20 protein-coding genes and 1 riboswitch are annotated in these 26172 nt (G+C 64.7%); of the genes, 15 read left to right on the plus strand and 5 right to left on the minus strand.

Annotation, left to right across the window (positions count from 1 at the left end; genetic code table 11):
- Nucleotides 1-46 precede the first annotated feature (46 nt).
- The 5 genes from QMN23_RS08735 to QMN23_RS08755 all read left to right on the plus strand — a co-directional run bounded on the left by QMN23_RS08735 (nucleotide 47) and on the right by QMN23_RS08755 (nucleotide 3549).
- Entirely contained in the window at nucleotides 47-1462 is a 1416-nt protein-coding gene (locus QMN23_RS08735) for a sigma-54-dependent transcriptional regulator (RefSeq protein WP_282003475.1), read from the plus strand.
- A gap of 426 nt (nucleotides 1463-1888) precedes the next feature.
- Nucleotides 1889-2284 carry a response regulator gene (locus QMN23_RS08740; RefSeq protein WP_282003477.1) on the plus strand — a complete coding sequence of 132 codons (396 nt, stop codon included), beginning with the start codon at nucleotides 1889-1891 and terminating at the stop codon, nucleotides 2282-2284.
- 66 nt (nucleotides 2285-2350) lie between these two features.
- A complete protein-coding gene (locus QMN23_RS08745) occupies nucleotides 2351-2935 on the plus strand; it encodes a hypothetical protein (RefSeq protein WP_282003478.1) in 585 nt (194 codons plus the stop codon).
- Nucleotides 2925-3161 (plus strand): hypothetical protein, encoded by a 237-nt coding sequence (locus tag QMN23_RS08750; RefSeq protein WP_282003480.1) that lies wholly within the window; start codon nucleotides 2925-2927, stop codon nucleotides 3159-3161. The genes QMN23_RS08745 and QMN23_RS08750 overlap by 11 nt, the downstream gene beginning before the upstream one ends.
- Before the next feature lie 46 nt (nucleotides 3162-3207).
- Entirely contained in the window at nucleotides 3208-3549 is a 342-nt protein-coding gene (locus QMN23_RS08755) for a hypothetical protein (protein ID WP_282003481.1), read from the plus strand.
- A gap of 199 nt (nucleotides 3550-3748) precedes the next feature.
- Here QMN23_RS08755 and QMN23_RS08760 read toward each other — a convergent pair whose 3' ends face one another.
- Complete coding sequence (locus QMN23_RS08760; protein WP_282003482.1) at nucleotides 3749-4456, minus strand: cytochrome c3 family protein; 708 nt, start codon at nucleotides 4454-4456, stop codon at nucleotides 3749-3751.
- A 19-nt stretch (nucleotides 4457-4475) separates the two neighbouring features.
- Nucleotides 4476-5873 (minus strand): IPT/TIG domain-containing protein, encoded by a 1398-nt coding sequence (locus QMN23_RS08765; protein WP_282003483.1) that lies wholly within the window; start codon nucleotides 5871-5873, stop codon nucleotides 4476-4478.
- A 303-nt stretch (nucleotides 5874-6176) separates the two neighbouring features.
- Here QMN23_RS08765 and QMN23_RS08770 point away from each other — a divergent pair, with 303 nt between their 5' ends.
- Nucleotides 6177-7427: a metallophosphoesterase family protein gene (locus QMN23_RS08770; protein ID WP_282003484.1), complete on the plus strand. Its 1251-nt coding sequence runs from the start codon at nucleotides 6177-6179 to the stop codon at nucleotides 7425-7427.
- A gap of 7 nt (nucleotides 7428-7434) precedes the next feature.
- A complete protein-coding gene (locus tag QMN23_RS08775; RefSeq protein WP_282003485.1) occupies nucleotides 7435-9894 on the plus strand; it encodes an AAA family ATPase in 2460 nt (819 codons plus the stop codon).
- A gap of 368 nt (nucleotides 9895-10262) precedes the next feature.
- Here QMN23_RS08775 and QMN23_RS08780 read toward each other — a convergent pair whose 3' ends face one another.
- Genes QMN23_RS08780 through QMN23_RS08790 form a run of 3 tightly spaced genes read right to left on the minus strand, consistent with a single transcriptional unit; the run spans nucleotide 10263 to nucleotide 14577 of the window.
- A complete protein-coding gene (locus QMN23_RS08780; protein ID WP_282003487.1) occupies nucleotides 10263-11849 on the minus strand; it encodes a sensor histidine kinase in 1587 nt (528 codons plus the stop codon).
- Nucleotides 11846-12742: an ABC transporter substrate-binding protein gene (locus tag QMN23_RS08785; RefSeq protein WP_282003489.1), complete on the minus strand. Its 897-nt coding sequence runs from the start codon at nucleotides 12740-12742 to the stop codon at nucleotides 11846-11848. The genes QMN23_RS08780 and QMN23_RS08785 overlap by 4 nt, the downstream gene beginning before the upstream one ends.
- Nucleotides 12730-14577 carry a TonB-dependent receptor plug domain-containing protein gene (locus QMN23_RS08790; protein WP_282003491.1) on the minus strand — a complete coding sequence of 616 codons (1848 nt, stop codon included), beginning with the start codon at nucleotides 14575-14577 and terminating at the stop codon, nucleotides 12730-12732. The genes QMN23_RS08785 and QMN23_RS08790 overlap by 13 nt, the downstream gene beginning before the upstream one ends.
- A 441-nt stretch (nucleotides 14578-15018) precedes the next feature.
- Between QMN23_RS08790 and gptM the strand changes: the two genes are divergently transcribed.
- The 8 genes from gptM (at nucleotide 15019) to QMN23_RS08830 (ending at nucleotide 26117) form a co-directional block, all read left to right on the plus strand.
- Entirely contained in the window at nucleotides 15019-16311 is a 1293-nt protein-coding gene (gene gptM / locus QMN23_RS08795) for a geopeptide radical SAM maturase (RefSeq protein WP_282003492.1), read from the plus strand.
- Between the two features lie 396 nt (nucleotides 16312-16707).
- Nucleotides 16708-17661 carry a tetratricopeptide repeat protein gene (locus QMN23_RS08800; protein ID WP_282003494.1) on the plus strand — a complete coding sequence of 318 codons (954 nt, stop codon included), beginning with the start codon at nucleotides 16708-16710 and terminating at the stop codon, nucleotides 17659-17661.
- Nucleotides 17662-18224: 563 nt separating this feature from the next.
- Nucleotides 18225-19094 carry a 6-bladed beta-propeller gene (locus tag QMN23_RS08805; RefSeq protein WP_282003496.1) on the plus strand — a complete coding sequence of 290 codons (870 nt, stop codon included), beginning with the start codon at nucleotides 18225-18227 and terminating at the stop codon, nucleotides 19092-19094.
- Between the two features lie 120 nt (nucleotides 19095-19214).
- A riboswitch (cyclic di-GMP riboswitch) is annotated at nucleotides 19215-19290 on the plus strand.
- A gap of 25 nt (nucleotides 19291-19315) precedes the next feature.
- Nucleotides 19316-20593 (plus strand): cytochrome C, encoded by a 1278-nt coding sequence (locus tag QMN23_RS08810; protein ID WP_282003497.1) that lies wholly within the window; start codon nucleotides 19316-19318, stop codon nucleotides 20591-20593.
- 124 nt (nucleotides 20594-20717) lie between these two features.
- Nucleotides 20718-22115, plus strand: a complete 1398-nt coding sequence (locus tag QMN23_RS08815) for a YncE family protein (protein ID WP_282003498.1) — start codon at nucleotides 20718-20720, stop codon at nucleotides 22113-22115.
- A gap of 7 nt (nucleotides 22116-22122) precedes the next feature.
- Nucleotides 22123-24348: a hypothetical protein gene (locus QMN23_RS08820; RefSeq protein ID WP_282003500.1), complete on the plus strand. Its 2226-nt coding sequence runs from the start codon at nucleotides 22123-22125 to the stop codon at nucleotides 24346-24348.
- Between the two features lie 19 nt (nucleotides 24349-24367).
- Nucleotides 24368-24970 (plus strand): GNA1162 family protein, encoded by a 603-nt coding sequence (locus QMN23_RS08825; RefSeq protein ID WP_282003501.1) that lies wholly within the window; start codon nucleotides 24368-24370, stop codon nucleotides 24968-24970.
- Nucleotides 24942-26117 (plus strand): hypothetical protein, encoded by a 1176-nt coding sequence (locus tag QMN23_RS08830; RefSeq protein ID WP_282003502.1) that lies wholly within the window; start codon nucleotides 24942-24944, stop codon nucleotides 26115-26117. The genes QMN23_RS08825 and QMN23_RS08830 overlap by 29 nt, the downstream gene beginning before the upstream one ends.
- Nucleotides 26118-26172: the final 55 nt, after the last annotated feature.

Genomic DNA, 26172 nt, shown 5'->3' on the forward strand with positions numbered 1-26172 from the left:
AATAACTGGTAAATTCCGCTTAACGTCAGCTCTGGAGGATGCGGTGATGCTCGAGGTGAAAAGCGGACAGAAGAAACATTCGGTGATGATCGTCGACGATGATGCCGATTTCCTCGACAAGGTACGGCTGCTGCTCGTATCCAACGATATCCGCGACGTATTGCCGGTCGGCGACAGTACCACCGTCCTCGACGAACTGCAACGGGGGGTCTTTTCCGCCATCCTGCTCGACTGGGTGATGCCGATCAAGTCCGGCGCCGACCTGTTGCCGCTCATCGTCCAGCGCTATCCCCACATCCCGGTGATCATCATGACGGCGGTCAACGACATCGACACCGTCGTCGACTGCATCAAGGAAGGGGCGTTCGACTACATCACCAAGCCGCTCGACTCGGGGCGGCTCCTCTCCAGCCTGCACAAGGCCTTCCAGCTGAGCGAACTCACCTCGCAGAACCGCCAGCTGAAGGAGTACCTGCTCAGCGATACCCTGGCCGCTCCCCACATCTTCACCGACATCCTCACCTGCAACAGCCGGATGCGGGCGATCTTCAAAATCATCGAGACCGTCGGCCCGACCCACCATCCGGTGCTGATCACCGGCGAAACCGGGGTGGGGAAGGAACTGATCGCCCGGGCGATCCACAAGGCAAGCGGCCTGACCGGGGAGTTTATCCCCCTCAACGTGGCCGGGCTCGACGACCTGATGTTCACCGATACCCTCTTTGGCCACAAGCGGGGGGCGTTCACCGGCGCCAACGAGCCCCGCGAGGGGTTGATCGCCAAGGCCCAGGGGGGGACCCTGTTCCTCGACGAGATCGGCGACCTGAGTCTCGAATCCCAGGTCAAGCTCCTCCGCCTGCTCCAGGAACACGAATACTACCGGCTCGGTTCCGACGTCCTGGCGAAGAGCGATGCCCGGGTCGTCGCCGCCTCCAACCGCGACTTCGCCGAACTGATCAACGACGGCAAGTTCCGGCTCGATCTTTACCAGCGGCTCTGCTTCCACGAGCTGCACATCCCGTCGCTGCGCGAGCGGAGCGAGGATATCCCCCTGCTGGTCAAGCACTACTCGAAGGAGATTGCCCGGACCCTCAACAAGGTGCCGCCGAAAATCTCGCTGGAGCTGGACCTTGCCCTCCGGGAATATGAATTCCCCGGCAATATCCGCGAGCTGATCAGCAAGGTCAACAAGGCGGTCACCTTCAACCAGAGCGGTACCCTGACGCTGGGCGACTTCCCGGGAATCCTGCCGGCATCGTCACCCCCCCGCCATGCGGTGCGGGTAAACTACGACAAGGTCTTTACCCTCCAGGCGGTCTTCGAACACTTCCCCTCGCTGGAGGATGTGGAGCGGCTGATTATCGAGGAGGCGGTGAAGGCGGTCGGCGGCAACAAGACCGCGGCCGCGGAGCTGCTCGGGATTACCCGGCCGACCCTCAACAAGCGGCTCGGCGCCGGCTGAGCACCGGTACGGCCCTGTCGTTGCCTATCCTCCCCGCCAGGTGTAAAAAATTTTTCCATCCGCTGCAAAGCCCCATGTCGCGCCACTTTACAGCCGTTTCTCCGGGCGGCGTAAAAAAAATTTACGATCCGGCAAGGTGTTGATTCTATTTGATAAACCTTGTAATGCCCGGTCCGCTGTAAAAATATTTTACGATTTTTCCCCCCTGTCGCCCCGTTCTCGCCCCCTTTCTCCGCGCCGGACCCCCCTTTTATATGCCGTTACCCGATAAATAGCTTAATGATATTTGAAAGTTATGCATTTGTTGTGCGGTTGGGCACACTCCGTGAAACAAGACCGGTACAGTCGTGAACACTTCGGCCGGCGCCGGAGCTAAAATCTCTTCCCGTTGGGCTCCTTGGGAGCGGCGTGGAGAACGGAGCGAAAATGTCCTACGATCTTAAAGGCAACATCGCATGCATCGATGATGACGAAGAGTTACTCTTTATCATGGGGATTTATCTGAAGCGGTACGGCGCCACGGTCTATACCTTCACCAATCCGGCGGAGGCCATCGAGCGGTGCAAGACCTGCCAGATGGACCTGGTGGTTACCGACTACATGATGCCGACCATGTCGGGGATCGATGTCCTGGAGAGGGTCAAGATGCTCGATCCGAACATCCCGGTCATCATCTATACCGGCGAGCCCGATCAGCGGCTGATGGAATCGTCTGCCCGGCTCGGCGCCTTCGACGTCAATATCAAATCTTACGATCTGTATCCCTTCGTTCAGGCGGTACAGCGGGGTTTGTCGCAGCGGAAAATGCTGGCGACCGGATAAACTGTCCGTTCTCCCGCTCCGGCGCGGGTCGGCGGAGTGCGGCAGGGCGGGATGCGGGTAGCAGCCATGGAAAAATCGAAAGTCATCAACTACGCCGAATGGAAGGTCATTCGTGAACGGCAACCGGGGAATGCCAGTCACCCCTTTCCAGCGCATCGTTCCAGTCGCAGCGAGCATCATCCCGTCGAGCAGAAAACCAGCCCTGGTGCCGGCATAAGCGATGCCGCGGCTTACGGGCTTTCAGCTGTCCTGCTCCATCGGGGAAATACCTCACTGATCGTTGACAAGATCGACCCGACAGTCCCCGAGCTATGTCTGCTCAATCCTACCATGTTCGAAAAAATCATCTTCGTCCAGGAACCCGACGACGAAGGACGGCTGTACGGCCTGCTTGCCTGCAGGACCCTGATGGTGCTTGTGCGCTGCGGCGCCTTCAGCCTCGTCCCCGGAACCCCGGAACGCGCCGTTCTCGACTCGTTCTCCGCCTGGCTGGAACGAAACAGCATCGTCAAGCGGGAACTCCAGTTTGCCGGACGGGGAACCTACGAACTGATCGACGAGCAGAGCGTCGTCAACTCGTTGTGGCTCTCCGCCGAGGCTAACCCCCGGTTGCAGCGTCTGTTCGATGAATGGAACAAGTGTGAGAGATAGCCGGATCGCCGTCTTCCCCCTGCCGGGCCAGCGGCGGAAAAGCCGTGGAGGGTGGCGGCCGCACCTGCTGCGGCTCCGGGGAGCCGTCGCCGATGATGTCGTCGAATTTGCTTCACCGGCGGCGATGAACGGGGGGCTGCGTCTCCATGATCACCTCCCCGATGAGCATGGCCACGAGGCGGGGCGGCGATTCCGCGAGCCCTGCCGCTGCCTGACCTGCCGCTGAACGGACGCTGTGCCCGTAGCGTCGGGTTACCCCTCAGGAGAGGACTGTGCGTAACACCTTCATTAAAGCGATACATGATCGCAAGAAAGTCCTGGTTCATTTTTTTTCGCCGGACGACCGGGAGATCCTGGTGACAAAGTGCGCACCGATCGACTGCTGGTCGGTAAACGGCGGCGAGAGTTCCCGCATCTCTTACGACCTGTGGGATTACGAAGCCCCCGGTAATCAGGGCGCCATGACTCTCCCCGAGGAACTGATCGTCAATATCGAGATCCTCGACGAGCCATTCGATCCTGCCGAGTTTGCCGACTGGCCGCGCCGCTGGGTTGTGGCGCGGGACTGGCGGCAGGCGCCGTCTGCAAATGGGAGCATGGCCCGGCCCGGTTGATCCGGCGCCTGGGCCGGCGGGCTGTCCAGCAGTGCGTTCGCCGGCGACAATCGCCGTTGTCTGGCCGTTGCCGCCGGACGCGAGCGGTACGGAAGGGTGGCCTGGGCCGGCGACAATGGTGGCCGGTTGCGGAATACTGCAGGAGAACGGGGGATGGCGTTATTGCCATCCCCCGTTTTTTGTCGCCGGCGGTGCTTCCCTATTCGAGATGGCAGGCGAGGCAGAGTCTGTTGCCTTCCATGGTGGTGCGGAGAAACGGCGGATTGTCGTTGTCGTGACTGGTGTGGCAGGTAGCGCACTCGATGGTCCGCTCGCCCCGTTCGCTCGGAAAGAGCGGCAGACCGTTCAGTACCGCCGTGGTCTGCATCACGTACCTTCCCGAGGAGAGGTAGATCTCCCCGAGCCGGTTCGCTTCGCCGCTGGCGGTAACGTTGAAGTTGACCGGATGGTGACGTTTGAGGTCGGGGCCGAGCCGGGTGGGGCGGCCGGGGGCAATCCCCGTTTCGCCGTTGCTGCCGCTGACGATGCTGTTGCCGTCGAGGGGCTGGATGCGGAGATTCGAGCCGCCCAACTGGCTGCCATCATGACAACTGAGGCAAAGCAGGGAGATGCTGTCGGCACTGAAGCCGTTGCGGACTGCCCTGTTCTCCATGGTTGTCGAGGAGTAGAGGCGATACGACACGGCGGCGACGGTACCGGGGAGACGGTTCCATAACGGCGCCGGCTGGACCGGGCTGTGCGGCGTATGGCAAAAGATGCAGACCATCTGGGTGCCTGACGCATCGGTCTTGTATTCACCGGTGCCGGTGCGGGCCAGGTTATGGAAGGAGTTCGCCACGGAGTCGGCAAAGGCCGCCGGTGTCAGGGCGAACGCGAGGATAGCGAGAAATGCCAGCGTCTTGTTCATCGAGTGATCTCCCTTTCTACTAGCGGCGGGTCTTGGTCGTCGGCTGGAGCACTTTGGCGGTTGCCGAGCCGTTGACGGTCTTGACCGTGACCAGCGCGCCGGCTTTGATGCCGGGGCTGGTCACGATGATCCGGGTGGCGGACCAGGTGACGATCCGTGCCGCAGCGCCATTGGCGAATACCCCGAGCCCCGAGGCGTAGTCGCCGGGCGGGGGGGTGCCGAAGCCGCTGCCGATAATGGTGACGAGATCGGTGCCGCGGGTGAGCGACGCCTGCTTGACTGCCGGCAGCAATGCTACCGTCAGCCGGGCCCGGTTGCTCCGCTTGTCGGCCTTGACCACCCGGAGGTCGTAATTGCCGGGCGGGAGCGGCGGGATGACTACCTGCAACCGGTTGGCGCTGACGCTGGATGGTTGCAGGGTAACCGCCGTCGGCCCGCTGCCGAGGAGTATCGTCGGGGTATAGGTAGTTTCCGCCGCACTGTTGACGAGCGAGTCGCCGGCAATGGTCAGCAGGGTCGAGCGGTCGCTCCGTACCGTCCGGCTGCTGAGCGCGCCGATCGCCGGCACGGTGGCCCCGGCGGGGGTCGCCGAAGCGGCCCACATTGCCGGCAGGTGACAGCCGTTGCAGTCGCTGTTGCTCCCCACATGGCCCCAGCCGGCTTCTTCCTGTCCCGGCACCACGGTTCCCACATTCGCCGGCGCCGGCGTTTCCTGTTGGATGTTGTGCAGCGACCTGATGCCGTGACAGCTTTCGCAGCCCCGGATATCCAGCACCCCGCCATGGACCGGGTGGCAGGTGGCGCAGGCGAGATGGGTGGCGTGATGGGTCTCCCGGTTACTGAGGATGGGGCGGACCGTGCCGGTGGCCGGATCGATCGCCGTGGCGTCGGGCTGGTGACAGGCGCCGCAGCCGCCGGTGATCTTCTGCTCGCCGGTCACCGGGTCGGTGTAGGCGTCGCCGGTGATCCCCGGTGTGACGGCCGACGGGGTATAGGTCGGGATCGGGTGGCCGTCGTCGTAATCGTCGACGAAGCTGCCGTGACAGACCGTGCAGTGCCGCTCGACCGCGGCGGTCGTGGTATGGTGCGGCGATGTGCTGTGGCAGTTCTCGCAGGTCCGGAAGTCGGCGAAGAGGTAGCCGCCGCTGCCGTCCGGCACCAGGGTGTGGCAGGTCAGGCAGTCGTAAGTCTTGGCGGGAGCCACGTTGTTGAGCAGTGCGTGATGCCGCAGGACCAACACCTGGTCGCTGCCGTGGCACGCCAGGCAGCTGCTCCGGGTCAGGGCGCCGAAATCGGTGTCGTAGAGCCCGAGGTATTGGTTGACCGGTGGCGGCGGGACCTTTGCTGTCGCCACGGTGACGGTGGCGAACAGCAGGGCCACGGTGACGGCGAGGAGGGAGGGGGCGGTTCTTTTCATGCCGGAGTCCTTTCAGGGTGGGCTCTTTGAAAAGTAATATCTGATAATTAACGATACAAAATTAGACGCATCAAATACTAACCGAGCGCGGCTGTCAAGAAAATAAGTTTGCAACTAGTTAAAAAATAACAAGAAGTTGTTTAAGCCCGTAATATCATTGCCCCGCTTGGCAAGGTCGGCCGGCCCGGTTGTTGATTGTCGGCCTCAACAAATCTGTTGCTGCCACCCCCGCGGTTAGCCATTGTTGCCGGGATGCCTTTATGGTAAGTTTGCCGCTGAGATCATCCGCCCGAAAGTGTCCCCATGACTGTCCGTTTTCTCCATACTGCCGACCTGCATCTCGGCAAGAGCTACCGCAACTCCCCCGGTGAGGCGGAGCGCTATGCCGACTTTTTCCGCTGCCTGGCGACCCTCGTCGCCGACGCGCTCCGCGAGCGGGTCGACTTCGTGCTGATTGCCGGCGACCTGTTCCATACCGGCCAGATTCTCCCCCGGACCTTCGCCCTGACCATCGAAACCCTCCAGCCGCTCAAGGATGCCGGCATCCCCTGTATTGCCGTCGAAGGGAACCACGACTGGATCCACCGCCGCGACAGCATCTCCTGGATGGAGGCACTGTCGCAGATGGGCTACCTGGCGTTGCTCCGGCCGACCCGCACCGCCGACGGCGGCTACCGCTTCGACCCCTTCGATCCGGAAAGCGGGCTGGGGGGGCAGCTGACGCTCAAGGGGCTGAACATCTACGGCCTCGGCTATATCGGCGCCCAGGCGGGGAACCACGTGCCGCGGATCTGCGCCGCGGTGACGACCACCCGCAACCTTCTCCTCTTCCATGTCGGCATCTGGAGCTATTCGCCGGTGGAGATCGGCAACATGCAGCCCGACGAGGCGCTGCCGCTGGCGGAGGTCTTCGACTACGTCGCCCTCGGCCACGGCCACAAGCCGTACATCGTCAGTACCCCGGCCGGCCGCCCCTATGCCTTCAATCCGGGGGCGCCGGAGCGGGTCAATTTCGGCGAAGAGCGCTACGACAAGGGGTATTATCTGGTTACCGTCGACGGGGACGACTACCGCCACGAATTTCGCCCCACCGCGCCGCGGCCGATGTATTCGCTGACCGTCGACCTGGAGGGTGCCGCCGATGCCGAGACCGCCCTGGAGCGGTTCCGTGCCCGGATTGCCGACAAGCTCGGCCCGCTGGCCGACGACCGGCGGCCGCTCCTGGAACTGCGGCTCACCGGCCGGGTCGGCTTCCACCCCTTCGAACTGGGGCGCGAGAGGCTGCGGCTGGTCCTCGACGAGCTCTGCGCGCCGCTCCACGTCGAGATCCGCAACCACCTGTCGCTGGTCAGTGCCGGCGGCGGCGCGGTCACCGAAAAGAAGAGCCTGGCCGAGATTGAGCGGGAGGTGCTCCGGGAGCTGATCGGCAGCCGAAGCGACTACCGGGGGCGGGAGGACGAACTGGTCCGGCTCGCCCTGGCAATCCGCGACCAGGTGCTCAAGGGAGACGTGGAAGGGGAGGAGCTGTTGGCGCTCCTCGAACACCACTCATAAGGCCACCATGCAAATCATCTCGCTCCAGCTGAAAAACGTTAAATCCCACCGGGATGCCGTGTTGGTCTTCGCGCCGGGGATCAATGTCCTCTCCGGACCGAACGGCGCCGGCAAGAGCACGATCTTCGAGGCGATCGGCTATGCGCTGTTCGGGGTGGATGCCCGCGATTTCGTCACCAACGCCGAGCGGTTCCTTTCGATCGGCGCCCGGAAGGGGGAGGTTGCGGTGACCTTCCGCACCGACGGCGGCGAAACCTGGCGGGTGACCCGAACCGTCGGCACCCCGGCCAAGTGGCTCCTGGCGAAAGAGCAGGGGGGCGCCTTCGAGGTGGAAGAGCACGCCAAAAGCGAAGAAACGGCGGCGCGGCTTGCCGAGCTGCTCGGCCTGGACAACGGCCGGCCGCTGGCGGAGCAGTTCAAGCTGGTGATCGGCCCGTTCCAGAACGACTTCCTCGGCCCCTTCGTCATCCGCCAGCCGACCAAGCGCCAGGAAGCCTTCGACGAGATTCTCGGCATTGACGCCTGGCGGAAGACCTTCAAGGGGACCAGTGCGCTGCTGGCGGCGGTGCAGGAGCGGCTCAAGGTGCTGGCCGCCGAGCTGGCGGCAAAAGAGGAGCAGGTGGCGGAGCTGCCGGCGCGGGAGGAGGCACTGGCCGGGGCGATCGCCGCCCGGGCGGCGCGCCAGGAGGAACTGCTGGCCCGGGAGACTGCCCTCCGCCAGGCGACCGAACGGCTCGGCGAAGAGGAACGGCGCAAGGAGCTGCTGGAGGCGGCGGAGGGGGCTGCCCGGCAGACCGCCACCCAGCTCGAAGCGGGCCGGGAATACGTGGCAAGCCAGCAGCGGCTCGTCGAGCAGGCGGAGGCGGCTGCGGCGGCGGTGGCGGCGAATCGCCCGGGCCGGGAGGCCTTCCAGCGGGCCGAGCAGCTACTGACCGGCTTGCGGGAGCGGGAGCGGCAGCGCCGGGCCATCGAGCGGGAGATCGGCGAACTGGACCGGCTGGCGGTCCGGCTGGCCGAGGCGTACGAACTGGAAGTGCGGGAACTGGCGACGGCGGAGGCCCAGCTGGCGGCGGAGGGTGAGCGGCTGACCGCCGCCCGGCGGGAGCTGGCGGCCGACGGGGAGCTTGCCGCGACGGCCGCTCGGTTGCCGGCGTTACGGGACGAACTGGAGCGGCGGAAGGGGGAACGGGCGCGCCTGACCGGCCGGCGGGCCGGGCTGGAGGAAGGCGCGGCGAAACTTGGCGCCGGGGTCTGCCCGTTTCTCGGCGAACCGTGCCGGAACCTGGCGGCCGGGGCGCCCGGCGACCTGTTCGACGACCGCTTCGCCACCCTCGACCGGGAACTGGCCCGGCTCGACGCGGCGATCGCCGACGGCGCCGCCGGGTTGGCCGCCGCCGAAGGAGCGGAGCGGGAACTGGCCGCCCGCCGGGTGCGCGGCCAGGAACTGGAGAAGCAGCTGGCGGCCCTCGTCGAGCGGCAGCGGCAGCTGGCGGAGCGGCGGGCCGGGCTGGCGGAACGGGCGGCACGCCGGGACGAAGCGGCGGCGCTGGTGGCCGGCCGGCGGCAGGAACTGGCCCCCTTTGCCGAGCTGGATGACGAAATCGTCCGGGCCGAGGAGGAGCGGAGCCGCCACCAGCCGGCCCGCGATGCCTGCCAGGCCAACGAGCAGGCCGCCGGCGAACTGGCGAGTCGGCAGCAGACCCTGGTCCGCTACCAGGGCCGGCTGGCGGAGCTGCAGGCGCAGCTGGCGGCGCAGCAGGCCGAGGCGGAACGGCTCCGGGCCGCCTACCAGCCGGCGCGGCACGAGGAACTTCGCCAACAGAAAGAGACGCTGGTCGCCGGGGTGGCCACGCTGCGCCAGCAGCTCGACGACCTGGAGCGGGAACGGCAGCGGCTCGCCGGCGAACTCGGCCGGCTGCGGGAGATCGTCGCCGAGATCGGCCGGAAGCGGGAAGAGCAGGCAGCCTGCACCGCGCGGGAAACGCTGGTCAAGTTCCTCCGCAACCAGGTCTTCAAGAACGTCTCCGGCCAGCTCTCGGAACGGTTCCGGGAAGAGATCGGCCAGCGGGCCGACCGGATCTACCGGACCATCGCCGAGACCGACGAGGAACTGGTCTGGGGAGAGGGGTACCAGATCGTTCTCCGCGACCTCCAGGAAGGAGGAGTGCGGGAACGGAGCGACGACCAGCTCTCCGGCGGCCAGACGATGAGCGCGGTGGTGGCGCTGCGGCTCGCCCTGCTGCAGACGGTCGGCGCCCGGATCGCCTTCTTCGACGAGCCGACCTCCAACCTCGACGCCGCCCGGCGGGAAAACCTCGCCCACGCCTTTCGGGCCATCGACGTCGGCCGGGAGGAGCTGACTGAACACTGGTACGACCAGCTCTTCCTGATCAGTCACGACGTTGCCTTCACCGAGATCACCGACCAGACCATCCAACTCGCCGGCGCCGGCGGGACGGACAGCTGACCGCTGCCACCATCGCAGCTTCCCTCATCAGAGGGATGCCCTCCGGCAGATCTGCCCGATTCTCCCTCTCCCCAGCCCTCCCCCATCGAGGGGGAGGGGGCTTCTTATCGCTCCCTTTTGTCGCTGAAATGGGCAGGTCTTCATCGCCCATCCCTTTCTCTTGTCGCGGAAGAGGGCGTCTTTATCTCGCTTTACGTTTATCGTGGTGGAGGGGCGCGTTTTCATCGCCCTCTCCCTTCATGGGAGAGGGCCGGGGTGAGGGTGAACCGTAGCCGGCGAGGTTCTTCACCGCTAAACCCTGGCCCGGAAGGGCCTCCTCCGCGCGCCCCCGGCAAAGGGGCGACTTTCTGCCAAAGATGATCTAGGGGTTATTCGGCCGGTTCGGTCGGAGTGGTGGGGGGGAGGAAAACCCGGACGGTGGTGCCGGCGCCGACGCCTGATTCGACTTCCATCCGGCCCTTGTGTTCGCTGACAATGAAACTGGTGATGTAGAGGCCGAGGCCGCTCCCCCCCCGCTCGATCCGGGTGGAGAAGAACGGCTCGAAGAGATGGTTCATTGCTTCGGAGGAGATTCCCTCGCCGTCGTCCTTGACGCTGATCACCACCTGGCCGGTGTAGGGGTCGAGCCTGGTGCCGACGATGACGTTCCCCTGGCCGTCGGGGAGGGCCTGGATGGAGTTCATCAGGAGGTTGAGCACCACCTGTTCCAGCTGGTTGGCATTGCCGGTGATCACCGGCAGGCTGGCGGCCTGGTCGACGGAGATCGAGAGATTGGAGCGCCGGCCGTGGGCGCGGATGATGGCCAGGGCGTTGCCGACCACCTGGTTGGGATCGACGTCGGTGCGGAACTCGTTCCGCTCGCCCAGGCCATAGGCCCGCAGGTCGCGGATCACCTGCTCGATCCGGTCGGTGTTGCGGGCGATGGTGCCGAGCGCCTTGTCGATCTCGTCCCGCGCGGCACTGTACTGAATCCCCCCCAGCTGGAAATCACCCTCGTCGCTGGCGACCGCTTCCAGGATCGGCGTGGCGTCTTTCCAGGCTTTGCTGAGGAACTGACCGGCCAGCCGGATCGAGCCGTTGGGGTTGTTGATCTCGTGGGCCATGCTGGAAACCAGCAGCCCGAGGGATGTCATCCGGTTGGTCTGGATCAGCTTGGCCATCACCTGGCGCTTTTCCTCCTGGACCTCCAGCTGCATCGCCTGGAGCAGTTCCTTCTGCAGCCGCTCGTTTTCAGCTTCCCGGTCCAGGAGCGAGGCGGCCATGGCGTTAACGGCCAGCGCTGCCCGCCCCGGTTCGTCCCGCTCGCTGCCGGCGATCCGAAACGACAGGTTCCCCTGGCGAAGCTTGTCGATGCCGTCCATCAGCGCATTGAACGACTGGGTGACCCGGCGCAGCGCCAGATAGCTGAAGAAAGAAACCAAGGCCCAGAAACAGACGGCCGAGACAATGGCGAAGCATATCAGCACGGTGATCTTGCGGGTCAGCTCGGTGGTTTCCATGTCGAGCCGGACCTTGCCGATCGGCTGTGCCTGGGGTGAGATGCCGGTCAGGGCCGATTCGGCGGAGGATGACAGGGTGCCGGCGAAGACTGGGACCCAGGCGCTGATCACGGAGCTGTTATCCCGCACCCCCTTCCGTTGCCGTTCCAGCATCACGATCCCCTCGCCGTTGATGATGAAGACGCCAGCTACCCCCGGGGTTTCCAGCGCCCGGTCCGCTCGCCGTTCGAGGGCCGAGCGGTCCTCGGCATAGAGGTTGAGGCGGATGTCGTTGGCCAGCAGGGAAGCGAGGAGCGCCGCCTTTTCCTGGAGCAGGGCGCGGTAGCCGTGGATCTCGCGGGCGACGAACAGGGTGGTGAAAAGGATGGTGATGCCCGCCGTGACGGCGGTGAAGGTGAGAAACAGCCGGTAGCGGAAGCTGGCGCGAAAGTGGGCGATCCGGCTCAGGAACGTCATTGGCCGATCCGGTCGTCCGCCAGCCGTTCCAGCGCCGCGGCCGGGATTTGCAGATGCTTGAGAATGCTCGGATTGCTCTTGAGGATGAAGCGGCGGGGGGCGGCCAGCGGGATCGATGCCGGCGGGGTCCCCCGGGTGATCCGCTGGGCGATCTCGCCCGCCTGGCGGCCGAGGTCGTAGCGGTCCAGTTCCAGCACCACCGCGGCGCCGAGCCGCAGATAGACCGGGGCGAAGGCCACCACCGGTACCCGCTGTTCCTGGGAGAAGAGGAAGTAGGATTCGGCGGTCTGCTGGGTCACTGCCGTCGGGTCGGGGATCAGCCAGATGGCGTCAATCTTTCCTTTCAAGGCAGCAAGCTGCCCGATGGTCTCCTTCGGATTGCGGATTTTCCGCTCCACCAGGTCGATGCCGTAACGGGTGGCCTGATTGGCGGCGCGGTTCAGGTACTGGCCGCTCCGGGCCGGATCGTAGATCACCCCGACCCGCGAACGGCGCAGGGCGTCGAAGAGGGCCAAATAGCGGTTCGGATCGAGGTCGATGTCGACGCCGGTCAGGTTCGACCGCCGGCCGTAGAGGTCGCGCAACGCCAGGGAGAGAACGGCGACCACCGGGGTCTGGCGGACGCTCCGGGTGGCGGCCAGGGCGTCATCGCCGATGGTCAGCACCAGGTCGGGGCGGTCCTCCCGGACGATCCGCGCCACGTCCACCTCGGCGTAGTCGGCCAGGGGGATGATGCGCAGCTTCCAGTCGTGGGTGCTGCGGAAGCCGCGCAGCACTTCCTCGGCCACCGGGTCGCGGCGGCTCTCCACCACCAGCACGTCGTAGGCGCACGCCCAGGCGGGGAGGAGCAGGGCAAGGAGGATGGCGAAGATCAGGGCCCTCAAAAGCGCCACCTCACTCCCCCCTCCAGCCAGCGGCCGGGGTTTTTGTAATAGGTCTGATCGTACTGGGACCCGTTGAAGATGTTATGGACCGAGAAGAACAGCTCCGGCGACAGGTCGTCGTCCGGGAAAAGCCGCTTGGTCAGGGTCAGGTCCCAGAGGAGGGCGGTGTAGCGTCCCTGATAATCGGCCGAGGCGTTCCACCAGACGTAGTTGCCGCTCAGGGTCCCCTTCAACCCCAGCTCCCGGCTGTCGTAGTCGACCGCCAGCTTGGCCGATTGGCGCGGCACGTCCGACAGCCGTTGGCCGCTATCGTGGTCGTAGGCGTCGGTGAAGGTATAGCCACCGCGCAGCGACAGGCCATAGAGCGGGATCGTCCGCGCTTCCAGCTCGAACCCCTGGCGGACCTGGCGGTGGAGCAGTACCTCGCCGGTGGTGAAATCGGCCACCTCGACGTTGCTGATCTTGTTGTAGAAGACGGTCCCCTTCAGCCAGAGGTAGGGGACGTCGCTGCTCTCGACGCCCGCCTGGGCGGTCCAGACCTTCTGCAGGCCGTGGCTCTGGTTGAGCAGGGCGTAGGGGAGGCTGTAGCCGTTGGCGGTGTAGCCGCGCAGGACGGTGCCGTCGGTGAGCCGGCAGGTGAGGCCGGCGGTGTAGCTGAAGTAGTTGCTGCCGATGCCGTTGTGGTCGAGGCGGAAGCCGGGGAGGAAGGTGAAGCGGCCGAGGGTGACGGCGCCGTTGGCGTAGCCGCTCCAGCGGTCGAAGCGCCGGTCGAGCAGGTCGGCCTTGATGATCGTCTCGGTGGTGGTGACCTGGGCGTGTTCGTACTCCAAGCCGGTCACCAGGTTGTAGTCGCTGTCCCCCCAGGTGAGCCGGGCGTTGCCGCCGCCGGTCTTTTCCCGGCTTTCCGGGTTGTAGACCAGGGCGCCGTCGCTCCAGTTGCGGCCGAAGTAGTCGGTTTCCTTCTGGGTGAAGAAGGTGGTCAGGTCGAGGGTCAGGTTGTCGGCGAGTTGATAGTTGAACGCCAGGTAGCTGTTGAGGCTCCGGGTGTCGGCGTTGTCATGGATGTCGTAGGCGGGCCATTCGAGAACTCCCCGCGAGGCACTCCGGTAGTCGACGCCGAGGGTGAGGCTGCCGTCTTCCGGGAGGGTGTAGACGACCTTGCCGTGGCCGTTGTTGTTGTCGACGCCGTTGTTGGGGAGGAGCCCGTCGGAGTGGAGGTTGCCGCCGGAGAGGTAGTAGCCGACACGGCCGACGGTGCCGCTCAGTTCGGTCCGCAGGTCGGTGGTCAGCCGCTCGCCGGCCGAGGCGAATAGCTCGCCGCCGGCCTGGCGGTCCGGATCGGGGGATTTGGTGATGACGTTGATCACCCCGCCGAGGGCCTGGCCCCAGGCGGCGGAGGCGGCCCCCTTGACGATCTCGATCCGCTCGATCTGCTGCACCGGGATCAGGCCGATCTCCGGGTTGTTCTCAATCAGGTCGTTCTGGCGGATGCCGTCCACCAGCACCTGGACGTGGGCGCTCGGCGCCCCCTGGAGGTCGAAGAAGGTGAAGCTCCCCGGTGTGCGTGGGTTGGAGAGCTGGATGCCGGGGACGGTCTGCAGCACCTCGGCCAGGGTGTGGACGTTGAGGCGGGCGATCTGCTCGGCGGTGATGACGGTGACGTTTTCGGCGATCCGGGAGATCGGCCGGGGGATCCGGGCGGTGGTGGTCGTCTGCTCTTCGTCGCCCCCCAACAGCCCGAGGGCCTGCAACTCCGCGTCACCCTCCGCCCAGGCGGGGGCGACGGCCCCGAGAAGCAGGGTCACGAGGCAGAGCAGCGGGATGTGGCGGCGAAGACGGAACACCAAGACTCTCCAAAGGTAGTGGCATGTATCGTGCTTGCCCGATTAACTAGCGGTTCTACCGCGCTTATCCGGGACAGGGCGGCGCTACCGTAACAAATTCCCGCCCCCTTGTCCAGCGTTCCGTGTGCAGGACCATCCCGCCGGGATGGATTTTCTTCAATGGGAGGGAGCTTGTTATGGAATTGGAAAATCGTGAGTTGGAAGTCCTTGACGAGGGAGCGGAAAACGCTGCCGAAGTAAACACCTGCTGTGCTGCCAACATGGCGCGACTCAATTGATTCGCATCAATACCTTCACCTCGGGGAGCTTCGGCTCCCCGAAACTTTCTCTGAATACCCCCCATTAACCGGCCATCCTGTCTGAAAGTTGACACGGTCCGGTGACAAATTTTGCCCCGATCGGTAGCAGCCCATTTTCCCGTACCCGTAATGTCGAGGTCTTATGCCCCTTTCCCGTTATCTGACTATCTACCCCTGTCCGGAGAAGCCGGGCAGTTTCCTCCTCTATTCGACCAAGAAGGGTGCGGTGGTCCGGCTGTCGGCGGCGCTGCTGGCGGCGGCGCGGGCGGGGACGCTGGCGCCGGCCGAGGCGGAGCGACTGCGACGGCTGGAGATCGTCGTCGACGATCCGGCGGCGGAGCGGGCGGCGATGGCGGCGGCGGTGGAGCGGACCAACCTGCGGCGCCGGCGCTTCAATGCCCTGGTGGTCCTCAATCTCGACTGTAACCTGGCCTGTCCCTACTGTTACGAAGATCCCTTTCGCGGCCGGCACTTTATGACCCCGGAGACGGCGCGGCTGCTGGTGGAGACGGTCCGCCGCGAGCAGTTGGCCGAGGGGCGGGAGGTGGCGCTGGAATTCTACGGCGGCGAGGCGCTCCTCTCCCGGTCGCTTTTGCGGGAGATTGCCGCGCCGCTCGGTGCCGCGGCCCGCGAGCTGGGGGTGAAGTTCTCCTTCGGCCTGGTGACCAACGGCACCCTGCTGACCCGGGCGGTGGCGGAGGAGCTGCTGCCGCTGGGGCTGAGCGGGGCGAGCATCACCCTCGACGGCCCGCGGGAGGTCCACGACCGCCAGCGCCCCTTCGTCTCCGGCAAGGGGAGCTTCGATACCATCCTCGCCAATGTCAAGGCGGTCTGGGACCTGGTGCCGCTCCGGATCGGCGGCAACTTCGGCCGCGACAGCTACCGGGAGTTCCCCCGGCTTCTCGACCAGCTGCTGGCCGAGGGGATCACCCCTGAGAAGGTGCGGGCGGTCCAGTTCAGCCCGATCATCCCCAAGGCGGGGGGCGGCGCCGCCACCGATCACGCCGGCTGCTTCTCGGCCAACGAGCCGTGGCTGGTGGAGGCGGCCCTCTACCTCCGCGAGGAGATCCTCCGCCGCGGCTTCGACACCCCGAAACCGACCATGGCCGCCTGCATGGTCGAGTTTGCCAACGACCTGGTGGTCAACTACGACGGCACCCTCTACAAATGCCCCGCCTTCATGGGGTGGCCGGAGCTGGCGGTCGGCACCCTGGCCGACGGCGTCGGCGACTACGCCGCCTCCCACAACCTCAACGTCTGGCGGACCGACGAATGCCTCGACTGCCCCTATCTCCCCCTCTGCTTCGGCGGCTGCCGGCTGCTGCGCAAGCTGCGGACCGGCGCCATCGACGGCGTCGACTGTCGCCGCGACTTCTTCGCCGCCGCGCTCGAACAATTGGTCCGCCAGGACCTGGAACTCCGCCGCCGCGCCTGAGTTGTTTGCCCACCGTTAGTTCACCCTCCCCCTCGCCCCCTCCCGTCGAAGGGAGGGGGGACAGGTATGGGGCCGCCCCCCTGTGGGTGGCCTGATATGTGGGCACGGTGTCACGTCCTAGTCAGGTACGGGGGCCTGCCCCTACGGAAGGAATTACGTCTTCGTAGGGGCACCCCCCTGTGGGTGCCCGGGTTCTATTGGCAGCAGCGCCGAAAAATCGCCCTCCCCCTTGCCCCCTCCCTCAAATCGACCCGATTCCCCTTGATGAATATGGTAAGACCATTTTAATTGGTTTAGGCTTTGCATGGCGGCGGACAGGGGCACTGTCGAGCGCTGCGCTCGACAGGTGTCGTGTTTTTGACTTCGCGGAGAGCTTTTCCACCACAGGGAGGGGTAATGACGGCAAACTGGCGCTGGCAGCTGATTATTCCCGGATTGCTGGCGATTGTCGGGAGTGGGGCGGTATCAACCGCCGCGGGCCACGAGGGTTACGATCCCCGGAAAGTGCTGCAGTTGCAGAACCAAGCGGAAGCGGAGCGAAATTCCCCGTTCTACTCCCGGGAGGCCGAGGGGGATGCGGCGGCGCTGACCCGGCTGGGCATCGCCAGCCGGCTGGCCGGCGGGGCGGCGAACGACGTCGAGGCGGTGAAGTGGTTCCGGATGGCGGCCGCCCTCGGTTACGGCGAAGCCGAGTATTATCTGGGGCTGATGGCCGAGGAGGGGCGGGGGATGGCGCGGAACTGCACCATTGCCGCCCGCTGGTACGACCTCGCCGTCCGCCAGGGGGTCGCCGAAGCGCAGTATCGCCTCGGGGTGCTGTACGAAACGGGGTGCGGCGTTCCCGGCGACGATGCCGCCGCCGCCCGGCTCTACCTGATGGCGGCCGGCCGGCATCTGCCCGACGCCGAATTCCGGCTCGGGACGCTAATCCACGATGGGCGCGGGATACCGCGCAACGACGCCGACGCGGCGCGCTGGTTCCACAAGGCGGCCTCCCGCGGCAGCCTCCCGGCCGCCTTTGCTCTCGGCCAACTGCTCGATGACGGGAATGTGGCGCCGCCGCCGGGCGAATCGGCGGTCGGCTGGTACCATTATGCCGCCGACCGGGGCTATGCGCCGGCACAGCGCCAGTTGGGAGTCCTCTATGCCGCCGGGCGGCTGGTGGCGGCGGACCGTGTCCAGGCAATGATGTGGTTCAACCTGGCCATTGCCGGCGGCGATGGCGAAGCGGCGGCGCTGAAAGAGCGGCTTGCCGGCCGGCTGACCCCTTTCGAACTGCTGGCGGCCCAGCGCCGCGCCCGGCTCTGGCAGCCGACCACCGATTGTACCTCGTCCCAAAACTCGCCGTAAATTCCACTCCTGCGCCGTCCGGCGCGATTTCTCCGCTCTCATGGCCGATGCCGGTTCCCTCCCGGAGTCCCCCTTGCCGTTGTGACGGCGCTGCCGTCGACTGACCGCCGAAGGCGCGCCGGCCGGCGATCGAGTTATTTTTTCCTGCCACGGTCTTTTCCCGAAGCTACTCCGCGAAAAAACACCATGTCATTACTGTTAGTTAGAAAATGTTCGGTTAAAACACCGTGGTTGATTCGCGCGTGACTACCCTGTAACTTTTTAAAAATATTGGCTAAATAAATTCTAAAAATTGCCTGCCAGTTAATTGGCTAGACCGGTTGGCTATATGACGATGGGTCTGTTACCTAAATGGGACGTAAAAGAAAAACAACGCTAGTTCAAATATTTAACGAGGATGGGGTAAGTGCCCGAATAGACATGAAAGAATAAAATTTAATGTCGTCAAACAAAGGTTAGGCATATGTAATGCTCTTTGGTCGGATATGAAAATTGGCCTGCACATATTACCAGTACTCCTGGTGTTATTTTTTTGCCTCGGTTCGGCGCAGGGAGCGCCGTCGGTGACGGCCACCTATCTGTACAATCTCTCCACCTCCAACGGCATCGTGCCGTGCAACTGGGTTCGGCTCAATATCGACGGCGTGACGGGGGAAATTTACGTGGCCGATTCCAGCGAGCGGCTCGTCAGGGTGTTCAACGAAGCGGGGATGGAAACCTACACCTTTACCGATAACGGCGAGTACGTGGTGGTCGACATGGTGGCCCTGGAGAACGGCGACCTGATCCTCCTGTCCAACCCCGGGATCAAGGGGGCGCGCTACTCGCTGATCCGGGCCAATTTCCGCGGCGAATTTCAGGCGGCGATCCCCTTGAGCGGGATCCCCGAAGATTTCGGCGAGTTTTCCCCGACCCAGCTGACCCAGCACAAGGGGGTGCTCTACCTGGTGGACCGCCAGGCGATGAAGGTGCTGGCGGTGACTCCCGACGGCGCCTGCACCGCCAGCTACCAACTGGGAAAGATGCTCGGGCTGACCGACAGCCAGATTCGCGATTCGGGGCTGGGCGGCTTCAGCGTCGACGACCGCGGCAACATGCTCTTTACCCTGCCGGTGGATTTCAAGGCTTATGTCATGGCGCCGGACCGGACGATGAAGACCTTCGGCTCGCGGGGGAGCAGCCCCGGCAAATTCAATATCGTTTCCGGGATCGTTGCCGACTCCCGGGGAACGATCTTCGTTCTCGATACCTTGCGCAGTGTGGTGATGATCTTTAACAGCGATTTCTCGTTTGTCACCGAGTTCGGTTTTCGCGGCTACGGACCGGGGAACCTGGTGATCCCGGCCGATCTCTTTCAGGACAAGACAGGGCGTATTTACGTAACACAGGGTGCGAACAGGGGGGTCAGTGTCTACAAAATCAGCTACAACTGACCGTGATTACGGGGCAATGCATCCCTTCCCGGCGGAAAGGAGGTGAGCGGGAGCAGCGAACGGGATGCAACAACATGGCTGTACAACAAACGCACGTAACCGACGAAGGTTACGAATATCCTCCGAAAAGAGTAAACCCATCGCGAGGTGGGGGCACAAAGCCTACGGGTCCTCCAGGGACGGCCGGGCTGCCGGAGTAAAATCAATGGAGGATTCAACTCATGCGTTTTAAGCCAGTTTTAGTCACTGCAGCATTAGTGGTCTTTGGAACTGCCGGTTTTTCGTATGCTTTCCACAGCGGCGGCGTTGCCGAGTGCGAAGGGTGCCACACGATGCATAACTCCCTCGGCGGCCAAGCCATGGGTGCCGGAACCCAGTACAACGCCAATGCCTACCTGCTCCAAGGTACCGACCAGAGTTCGACCTGTCTCAACTGCCATGCCCACGCCGACACCGCTCCTTCCAGCTATCACATCATGACCTACCCGACCCCGGGCGCCGGCCTGCCGCCGGTTGAACTGACCCCGGGCGGCGACTTCGCCTGGTTGAAGAAAGACTACTCGTGGGTTCCCCGTACCGGGGCCGCCACCGAGACCAGCCCTGGCGAGCGTCACGGCCATAACGTCGTGGCCGCCGACTTCGGCTATGTCGTGGATAGCACTCTGACCACCGCCCCGGGCGGCAGCTATCCGGCCGACAAACTCTCCTGCATCAGCTGCCACGATCCGCATGGCAAGTACCGCGTGCTGTCTGACGGTACCCAGGCGACTACCGGCAAGCCGATCAAATCGTCCGGTTCCTATGGCGCCGTTGGCGACAGCAACTTTGCCGTTGGTACCTACCGGCTGCTCGCCGGTACGGGCTACACCCCGGTATCGGTTGGCGGTTTCGCCTTCACCCAACCGGCACTCTACGCTGCGGTTCCGAGCAGCTACAACCGCTCTGAAGCGACTTCCGACACCCGCGTTGCTTACGGCAAGGGTACTTCCGAATGGTGCGCCAACTGCCATGTCAATATGCACAGCACCCTCGGCAGCGGCTTCGTTCACCCGGCCGGCCAGAATCTCGGCACCACCATCATCAACAACTACAATGCGTACGTGAAGTCCGGCGACATGACCGGGACCTCCACCACCGCCTTCACCTCGATGGTGCCGTTCCAGTCCGACCAGCTGACCGACAACTCGGCGCTGTTCGCCCTGACCTCCAAAACCGACGGTCCGTCGGGTAGCGACAAGGTCAGCTGCCTCTCCTGCCACCGCGCCCATGCCACCGGTTGGGACAGCATGACCCGCTGGAACAACTCGTACGAAATGCTGGTGCTCGGCGATTCCACCGGTCAGCCGGTCTATCCGGGTACCGACTCCACGGTGTCCAACGCCGCCGCGGCTCAGGGCCGGACCGTTGCCGAAGTTCAGAAGACCTTCTATGACCGTCCGGCAACGAAGTACGCTGCATTCCAAAGATCACTCTGCAACAAGTGCCATGCTAAGGACTAACGACTGGTTTTGAACGTCAGCTGTCCGTGAACCTGTGGCCGGTGCCGTACCGACCGGCCACAGGCTTTTCCTTTGCCGGCCTTTGCTTCCGCCGGGGAGCGGGCCGACCTGAAAGGTTGTGGCCGTGAAACTGCTGCTTGTTGCCCTGAGCTGTCTCCTGCTGGCCGCCTGCCAGCTCCCTTCCGTTGTTTCCAGGTTGCCCCTCGACCAGGATGGTGCGGTGTACCTGTACCTGGAGCCGATCCCCCATGAAGGCAACCGGCTCCGCTTCGAGCTTGTCGAAGCGACGGCGCTGGGAGTCGACGGCGGCAGCTATCCGCTGACCCTGATGCTTTCCCAGTTGAACGGCGAAGAGGTGAAGCGGCAGCGGTTCCTTGCCTACGGCCAACTGCCGCCGGGCACCTACCGCGGCATCGCCCTGACGGTGAAGAAGGCGGAACTGGCGGACGAGAGCGGTACGGCGGCCCTGATGGTGCCGGAGCGGCCGGTGGAGCAGTCGTTCCATTTCGTCGTCAACCGTCAGAAGGCGACCGTCGTCACGCTTTCCCTCAATCCGGGCCGTTCGCTCAGCGACGGTTTCCGCTTCACCCCGAATTTCGTCCTCAATGTGCCGCCCCGGCCGGTGATCGAGCTGACCGGCTACGTTTCCAACAGCCGGGCCCAGACGGTTACCGTCTTCGACAAGCAGCGCAAGGAGGTGGTCGGGGTTATCGCCACCGGCCGGAATCCCCGGGGGATGGCGATCGATCAGCAGCGGCGCCGCGCCTATGTGGCGCTGGCCGGCGATCACGCCATCGAGGTGCTCGATATCGCCGTCGGCGAAGTGACCAACCGCATCCCCCTCAACAGCGGCGACGCGCCGCAGGAACTGGCGTTGACCCCCAACGGGCAACTGCTGGTGGTGGTGGACGGCGGCACCAACATGGTCAGCTTCGTCGATCCCCTGTCGTACCTGGAGCTGGATAGAATTCCGGTCGATCCGGGGCCGTCCTCGGTCCTGATCGACCCGTCCGGGCGCTTTGCCTACGTCTTCAGCTCGCTGACCAATACGGTGACCCTGATCGATATCGCCCGCCGGGCGGTGCTGGCCAAGGCGGCCACCGAGCCGGGGCCGACCCGGGGCGCGTTCAACCGCCGGGGCGACGGCCTCTACCTGATCCACGAGATGAGTTCGTACCTGGGGCTGGTCGACCCGACGACCCTGGCCGAGCGGAAACGGACCTACACCGGGATGGGGCTGAGCGAGGTCATCGTCGATCCGGCCACCGACCTGATCTATGCCGCCCGGCGGCGGAGCGGCGAGGTCGATCTCTTCGAACCGTTGTCGCTGCTCTCCTTCACCTTCATTCCGGTGGGGGGTGAACCGTTGCGGCTGGCGATCGACGGCGACGAGAATCTTCTCTACGTGGTGAATGCCTCCCGCCGGACCCTCCAGGTGGTGAACCTGGTCAGCAAGCGGATCGTTGCCGAGATCGACGTCGATCTCGGCCCCTACTGGGTGACGATGATGGGCGAACGGTGAACTGCAGATGCCGGCGCGAGGCGGGATATACCGGTACAATGCGCTGGGGCGCCGGCTCGTCGCCCTGGCGCTCGGCGCCGGTTGTGCGTTCTGGGGGGGGACGGCCCGGGCCGATATGATCAGCGGCTTCCTGGAATGGAACTACAGCCTGAACAACGGCCGGCTGACCAGCGGCGGCGAGACGACCCATACCCGGGCCGACACGCTGACCCAGCGCTACAACCTCAATCTCAACTGGCAGCCGTACCCGCAGTTGCGGCTGTTGGCCGGCGGGTTGTTCAAACAGGACCAGAGTACGGTGAAAGCGACTAACCAGACGAGCACGACCACCGATACCACCGATACGACGATTCGCCCCTTTGCGGACCTGACCCTGGAGAATCCGCTCTACAACGCCGGGGTCGGTTTCAATCGCCGGGAGGAGACCCTCGAAGTGACCGCGGCGCCGAAACTTACCACCATCAGCGAGGATTACCACGCCCTGGCCGGCTGGAAGCCCGAGGGGCTGCCGTGGCTCGACCTGCAGTTCTCCCGCTTCAACAACTACGACAGCGACCGGACGTCCCTCGATTCCACCACCGACCGGGCGATCATCGGGCTCCGCTACCTGCCGGTGCAAAGCCTCGATCTCTGGTACCAGGCGACCTATACCGACGACATCAACCATCTGAAGCAGAGTGAGATCGAGCAGCTGGTCCACTCGGGGCGGGCGACCTACACCGACCAGCTGTTCGACGGCCGGCTGTTCATCGCCGCCGACTACAACATCAACCATCAGGAAATCACGGCGACCGCCCCCGGCAAGACCGAGATCGATTACCCGGTCAGCCCGAGCTCGGCGATGTTCGCCCTCAACCTGACCCCCCAGCTGGGGGCGATGCCGATCGATGCCACCTATTCCTATCTCATCGACGGCAATTTCACCGTCGGCAACAGCCAGGTCAACCTCGGGGTGCGGGGGGATACTGACCGGAACATCAATATCGGCGTGACCTTCGTCTTCGCCGAGGCGGTCGACCTGTTCGTCATCTCGGTGGATCGGGACCTGCCGGACAGCGTTGCCAATTCGTTCACCTGGGACGTTTACACCAGCACCGACAACCAGGAATGGACCCTGGTCCAGGCGGCGGTCCCCGGCACGTTCATCCGTTCGGCCCAGAACAACCGCTTCGAGATCCGTTTCCCGACGGTCACCACCCGCTACCTGAAGGTGGTCACCTCGCCGCTGTCGGCGGCGGTTGCCGCCCAGGCGGTCCCGCCGCTGACCAACCCCGAATCGATCCTGGTGACCGAGGTGCAGACCTACAACCGCCGGCCGCCCGATACCTTCAGCCAGACCACCCAGCTGCTCAATATCGATACCAAGACCAGGCTGCTGGACATCCCGGCGCTGTATTACACGCTCTCTTTCTATTACGACCGGCGCGATCCGGCCGCCGAAACCCGCTATACCGTTTCCAACGGCCTGCTGCTCGACCATCGCTTCAACAACGTCTTCTCGCTGAATGCCCGGTTCGCCCGGGAGGACGGCCAGGAGGACCTGGGGCACCGGGTCGCCTATATCTACGATGCCACCCTGCGGGCCACGCCGCTGCCGACCCTGAGCCACACCCTGATCTACAGCGGCCGCAAGGAGGATGTGGGGCAGACGACCAACAACTCGGATTCGGTTTTCCTTTACAACACCGCCGAGCTGTACCGGGGCATCCAGCTCAACCTGGCCGGCGGGATCACCTATGCCACCCACGAGAACGGCGACAAGACCCGGACCTACAGCATCATTGCCGGCGCCAGCATCATCCCGAACTCCAAGGTGACCATCAACCTCACCTATTCGAAAGACAAGACCACCGCTCTCGAAGGGACTTCCGCCGATATCGGTTCGTCGATCGAGCGGGCGGACATCACCGGGACCTACCGGCCCTTCACGACGCTTTACCTGGTGGCGGGGGTCGGCTACATGAAGCAGCAGAACAGCCCGGCCGATTATACCCAGAACTACGGCGTCAACTGGTCGCCGTTCCCGGACGGGACGCTGCAGTTCAATTTTTCCTACAGCGAGAACCAGCGGACGCTCAACGAGGAGAAGACCCGGACGATCACCCCGAACCTGAACTGGAAGATCACCCGCCGCAGCTTTCTGCAGTTGGCCTACGTGATCCTCCAGACCAAGTCGGCGACGACCACCACCGATTCGGAAATTTACAGCATGAATCTGCGGACTTCATTCTGACCTGACAGGAGAATACGCAATGGGCGCAGCGAGCAACACGAGACGAAGGGGACGGGCGGCATGGCTGACGATGCTGCTGCCGGTGGCGGTGGCGGTCTACTGGCTGGCCGGCTGTGCGGGCGAGCAGGTCTATCATGATCCGAACATGGACTTCGGCGCGGTCAAGACCGTGGCGGTGATGCCCTTCAGCAACCTGACCCGGGACAACCTGGCCGGCGAACGGGTGCGGGACGTCTTCAGCACCGCGCTGTTGGCCAGCGGCGGCTTTTACGTCGTCCCGGCGGGCGAGGTCGGCCGGGGAATCTCCCGGGCGGGGATCGCCACGCCGACAACCCCTTCGCCCGAGGATGTGGTCAAACTGGCCAAGATGATCGGTGCCGACGCGGTGATCACCGGGGTGGTGAAGGAGTACGGCGAGACCCGCTCCGGGACGGTGACCGCCAACATCATCTCGGTGAGTGCGGAGATGATCGAAGGGCAGACCGGCCGGATCGTCTGGTCGGCCTCCTCCACCAAGGGGGGGGTCGGGTTTACCGACCGGCTGTTCGGCGGCGGCGGCGAGCCGATGAACGTGGTGACCGAAGAGGCGGTTAATGATCTGCTCGATAAGCTCTTTCTCTAGCTGGCCGGCGCTCCTGGCGCTTTTCGGCCTGCTGGCGGGGTGCGCCCATCCGCCGAAGGAGGTACCGGCTCCCCACGGGCCGCTGGTGGCGGTTTTCCCCTTCGAGAACCTCTGCCGCAACGCGCCGCCGGTCCGGGAAATCCGCGAGGGGCTCTTTGCCCGGCTGGCGGAGCAGGGGATCAGGACCCTGCCGGAACGGGAGGTCGATGCCTTTCTGACCCGGCACCGGCTTCGTTACACCGGCGGGATCGACGGGCAGGCCGCCCGCCAGCTGCGGGACGAAACGGGGGCGGAGGCGGTGCTGATCACCTCGCTGGAATCGTATAGTAACGGCCGTCCCCCCCGACTGGCGATGACCTGCCGGCTGGTCGCCACCGGCGATACGCCGGAGATTCTCTGGATGAAGAGCGCCGGGATGACCGGGGTGGATACCCCGGGGTTCCTCGGCCTCGGCCTTGTCGACGATGTCCGGCAGCTGATCGACACGGAACTTTCCCGGCTGACCCACTCGCTGGCCGGTTACCTGGCGGGAGCGCCGGCGGCGCCGGCGGGGTCGGTGGCCGGCCGCTACGCCCCGAAATCGTTCTACCGGGCGCCGACGCTCTTGCCGGAGCGGAAGTTCCGGGTGGCGGTGCTGCCGTTCTTCAACAAGTCCGGGAATTCGAGCGCCGGCACCTCGGTGATGCTGGCGGTGATCCGGGCGCTGTTCGCCGACGGCAGCTACACGATCATCGAGCCGGGGGTGGTCCGGCAGGAACTGCTCCGCTACCGGGTAATCATGGACGGCGGGGTGTCGCTGCCCCAGACCGATTTCATCTTCGATTCGCTGCTGGCCGACCTGGTGGTGTCGGGGACGGTTTTGGACTACGAGGAGAGCCAGGGGACCAGCGGGGTGCCGCGGGTCAATTTCTCGCTCCTCCTGATCGACCGGGAGAACCGCTCGGCGGTCTGGAGTTCGAGCAGCATCAATGCCGGCGACGATGGGGTTTACTTCTTCGACCTCGGCCGGATCAACAGCGCCAACCAGCTGGCTACGGCAATGGCGACCGCCCTGGTGAAACGAATGACCGGGCCGCTCCCTCCCGAACCGGAGGAGGAGCCGCCACCGCCGCCGGAGCCGGAAGAAATGTGGTGGATCTATCAGTAATTTTCCCCCCTCGGGGGTACGTACTGCCGGAACCGGCCGAGGCCGGCCGCACAGC

The organism is Geotalea uraniireducens, assembly GCF_027943965.1.
In the GTDB taxonomy this organism is placed as follows: Bacteria; Desulfobacterota; Desulfuromonadia; order Geobacterales; family Geobacteraceae; genus Geobacter; species Geobacter uraniireducens.

Bases quoted from the DNA above. Each gene is read 5' to 3' on its own strand.
- QMN23_RS08735 (WP_282003475.1), top strand. From the start codon at position 47: ATGCTCGAGGTGAAAAGCGGACAGAAGAAACATTCGGTGATGATCGTC.
- QMN23_RS08740 (WP_282003477.1), top strand. From the start codon at position 1,889: ATGTCCTACGATCTTAAAGGCAACATCGCATGCATCGATGATGACGAA.
- QMN23_RS08745 (WP_282003478.1), top strand. From the start codon at position 2,351: ATGGAAAAATCGAAAGTCATCAACTACGCCGAATGGAAGGTCATTCGT.
- QMN23_RS08760 (WP_282003482.1), bottom strand. From the start codon at position 4,456: ATGAACAAGACGCTGGCATTTCTCGCTATCCTCGCGTTCGCCCTGACA.
- QMN23_RS08765 (WP_282003483.1), bottom strand. From the start codon at position 5,873: ATGAAAAGAACCGCCCCCTCCCTCCTCGCCGTCACCGTGGCCCTGCTG.
- QMN23_RS08770 (WP_282003484.1), top strand. From the start codon at position 6,177: ATGACTGTCCGTTTTCTCCATACTGCCGACCTGCATCTCGGCAAGAGC.
- QMN23_RS08775 (WP_282003485.1), top strand. From the start codon at position 7,435: ATGCAAATCATCTCGCTCCAGCTGAAAAACGTTAAATCCCACCGGGAT.
- QMN23_RS08780 (WP_282003487.1), bottom strand. From the start codon at position 11,849: ATGACGTTCCTGAGCCGGATCGCCCACTTTCGCGCCAGCTTCCGCTAC.
- gptM (WP_282003492.1), top strand. From the start codon at position 15,019: ATGCCCCTTTCCCGTTATCTGACTATCTACCCCTGTCCGGAGAAGCCG.
- QMN23_RS08800 (WP_282003494.1), top strand. From the start codon at position 16,708: ATGACGGCAAACTGGCGCTGGCAGCTGATTATTCCCGGATTGCTGGCG.
- QMN23_RS08810 (WP_282003497.1), top strand. From the start codon at position 19,316: ATGCGTTTTAAGCCAGTTTTAGTCACTGCAGCATTAGTGGTCTTTGGA.
- QMN23_RS08820 (WP_282003500.1), top strand. From the start codon at position 22,123: ATGCCGGCGCGAGGCGGGATATACCGGTACAATGCGCTGGGGCGCCGG.
- QMN23_RS08825 (WP_282003501.1), top strand. From the start codon at position 24,368: ATGGGCGCAGCGAGCAACACGAGACGAAGGGGACGGGCGGCATGGCTG.
- QMN23_RS08830 (WP_282003502.1), top strand. From the start codon at position 24,942: ATGATCTGCTCGATAAGCTCTTTCTCTAGCTGGCCGGCGCTCCTGGCG.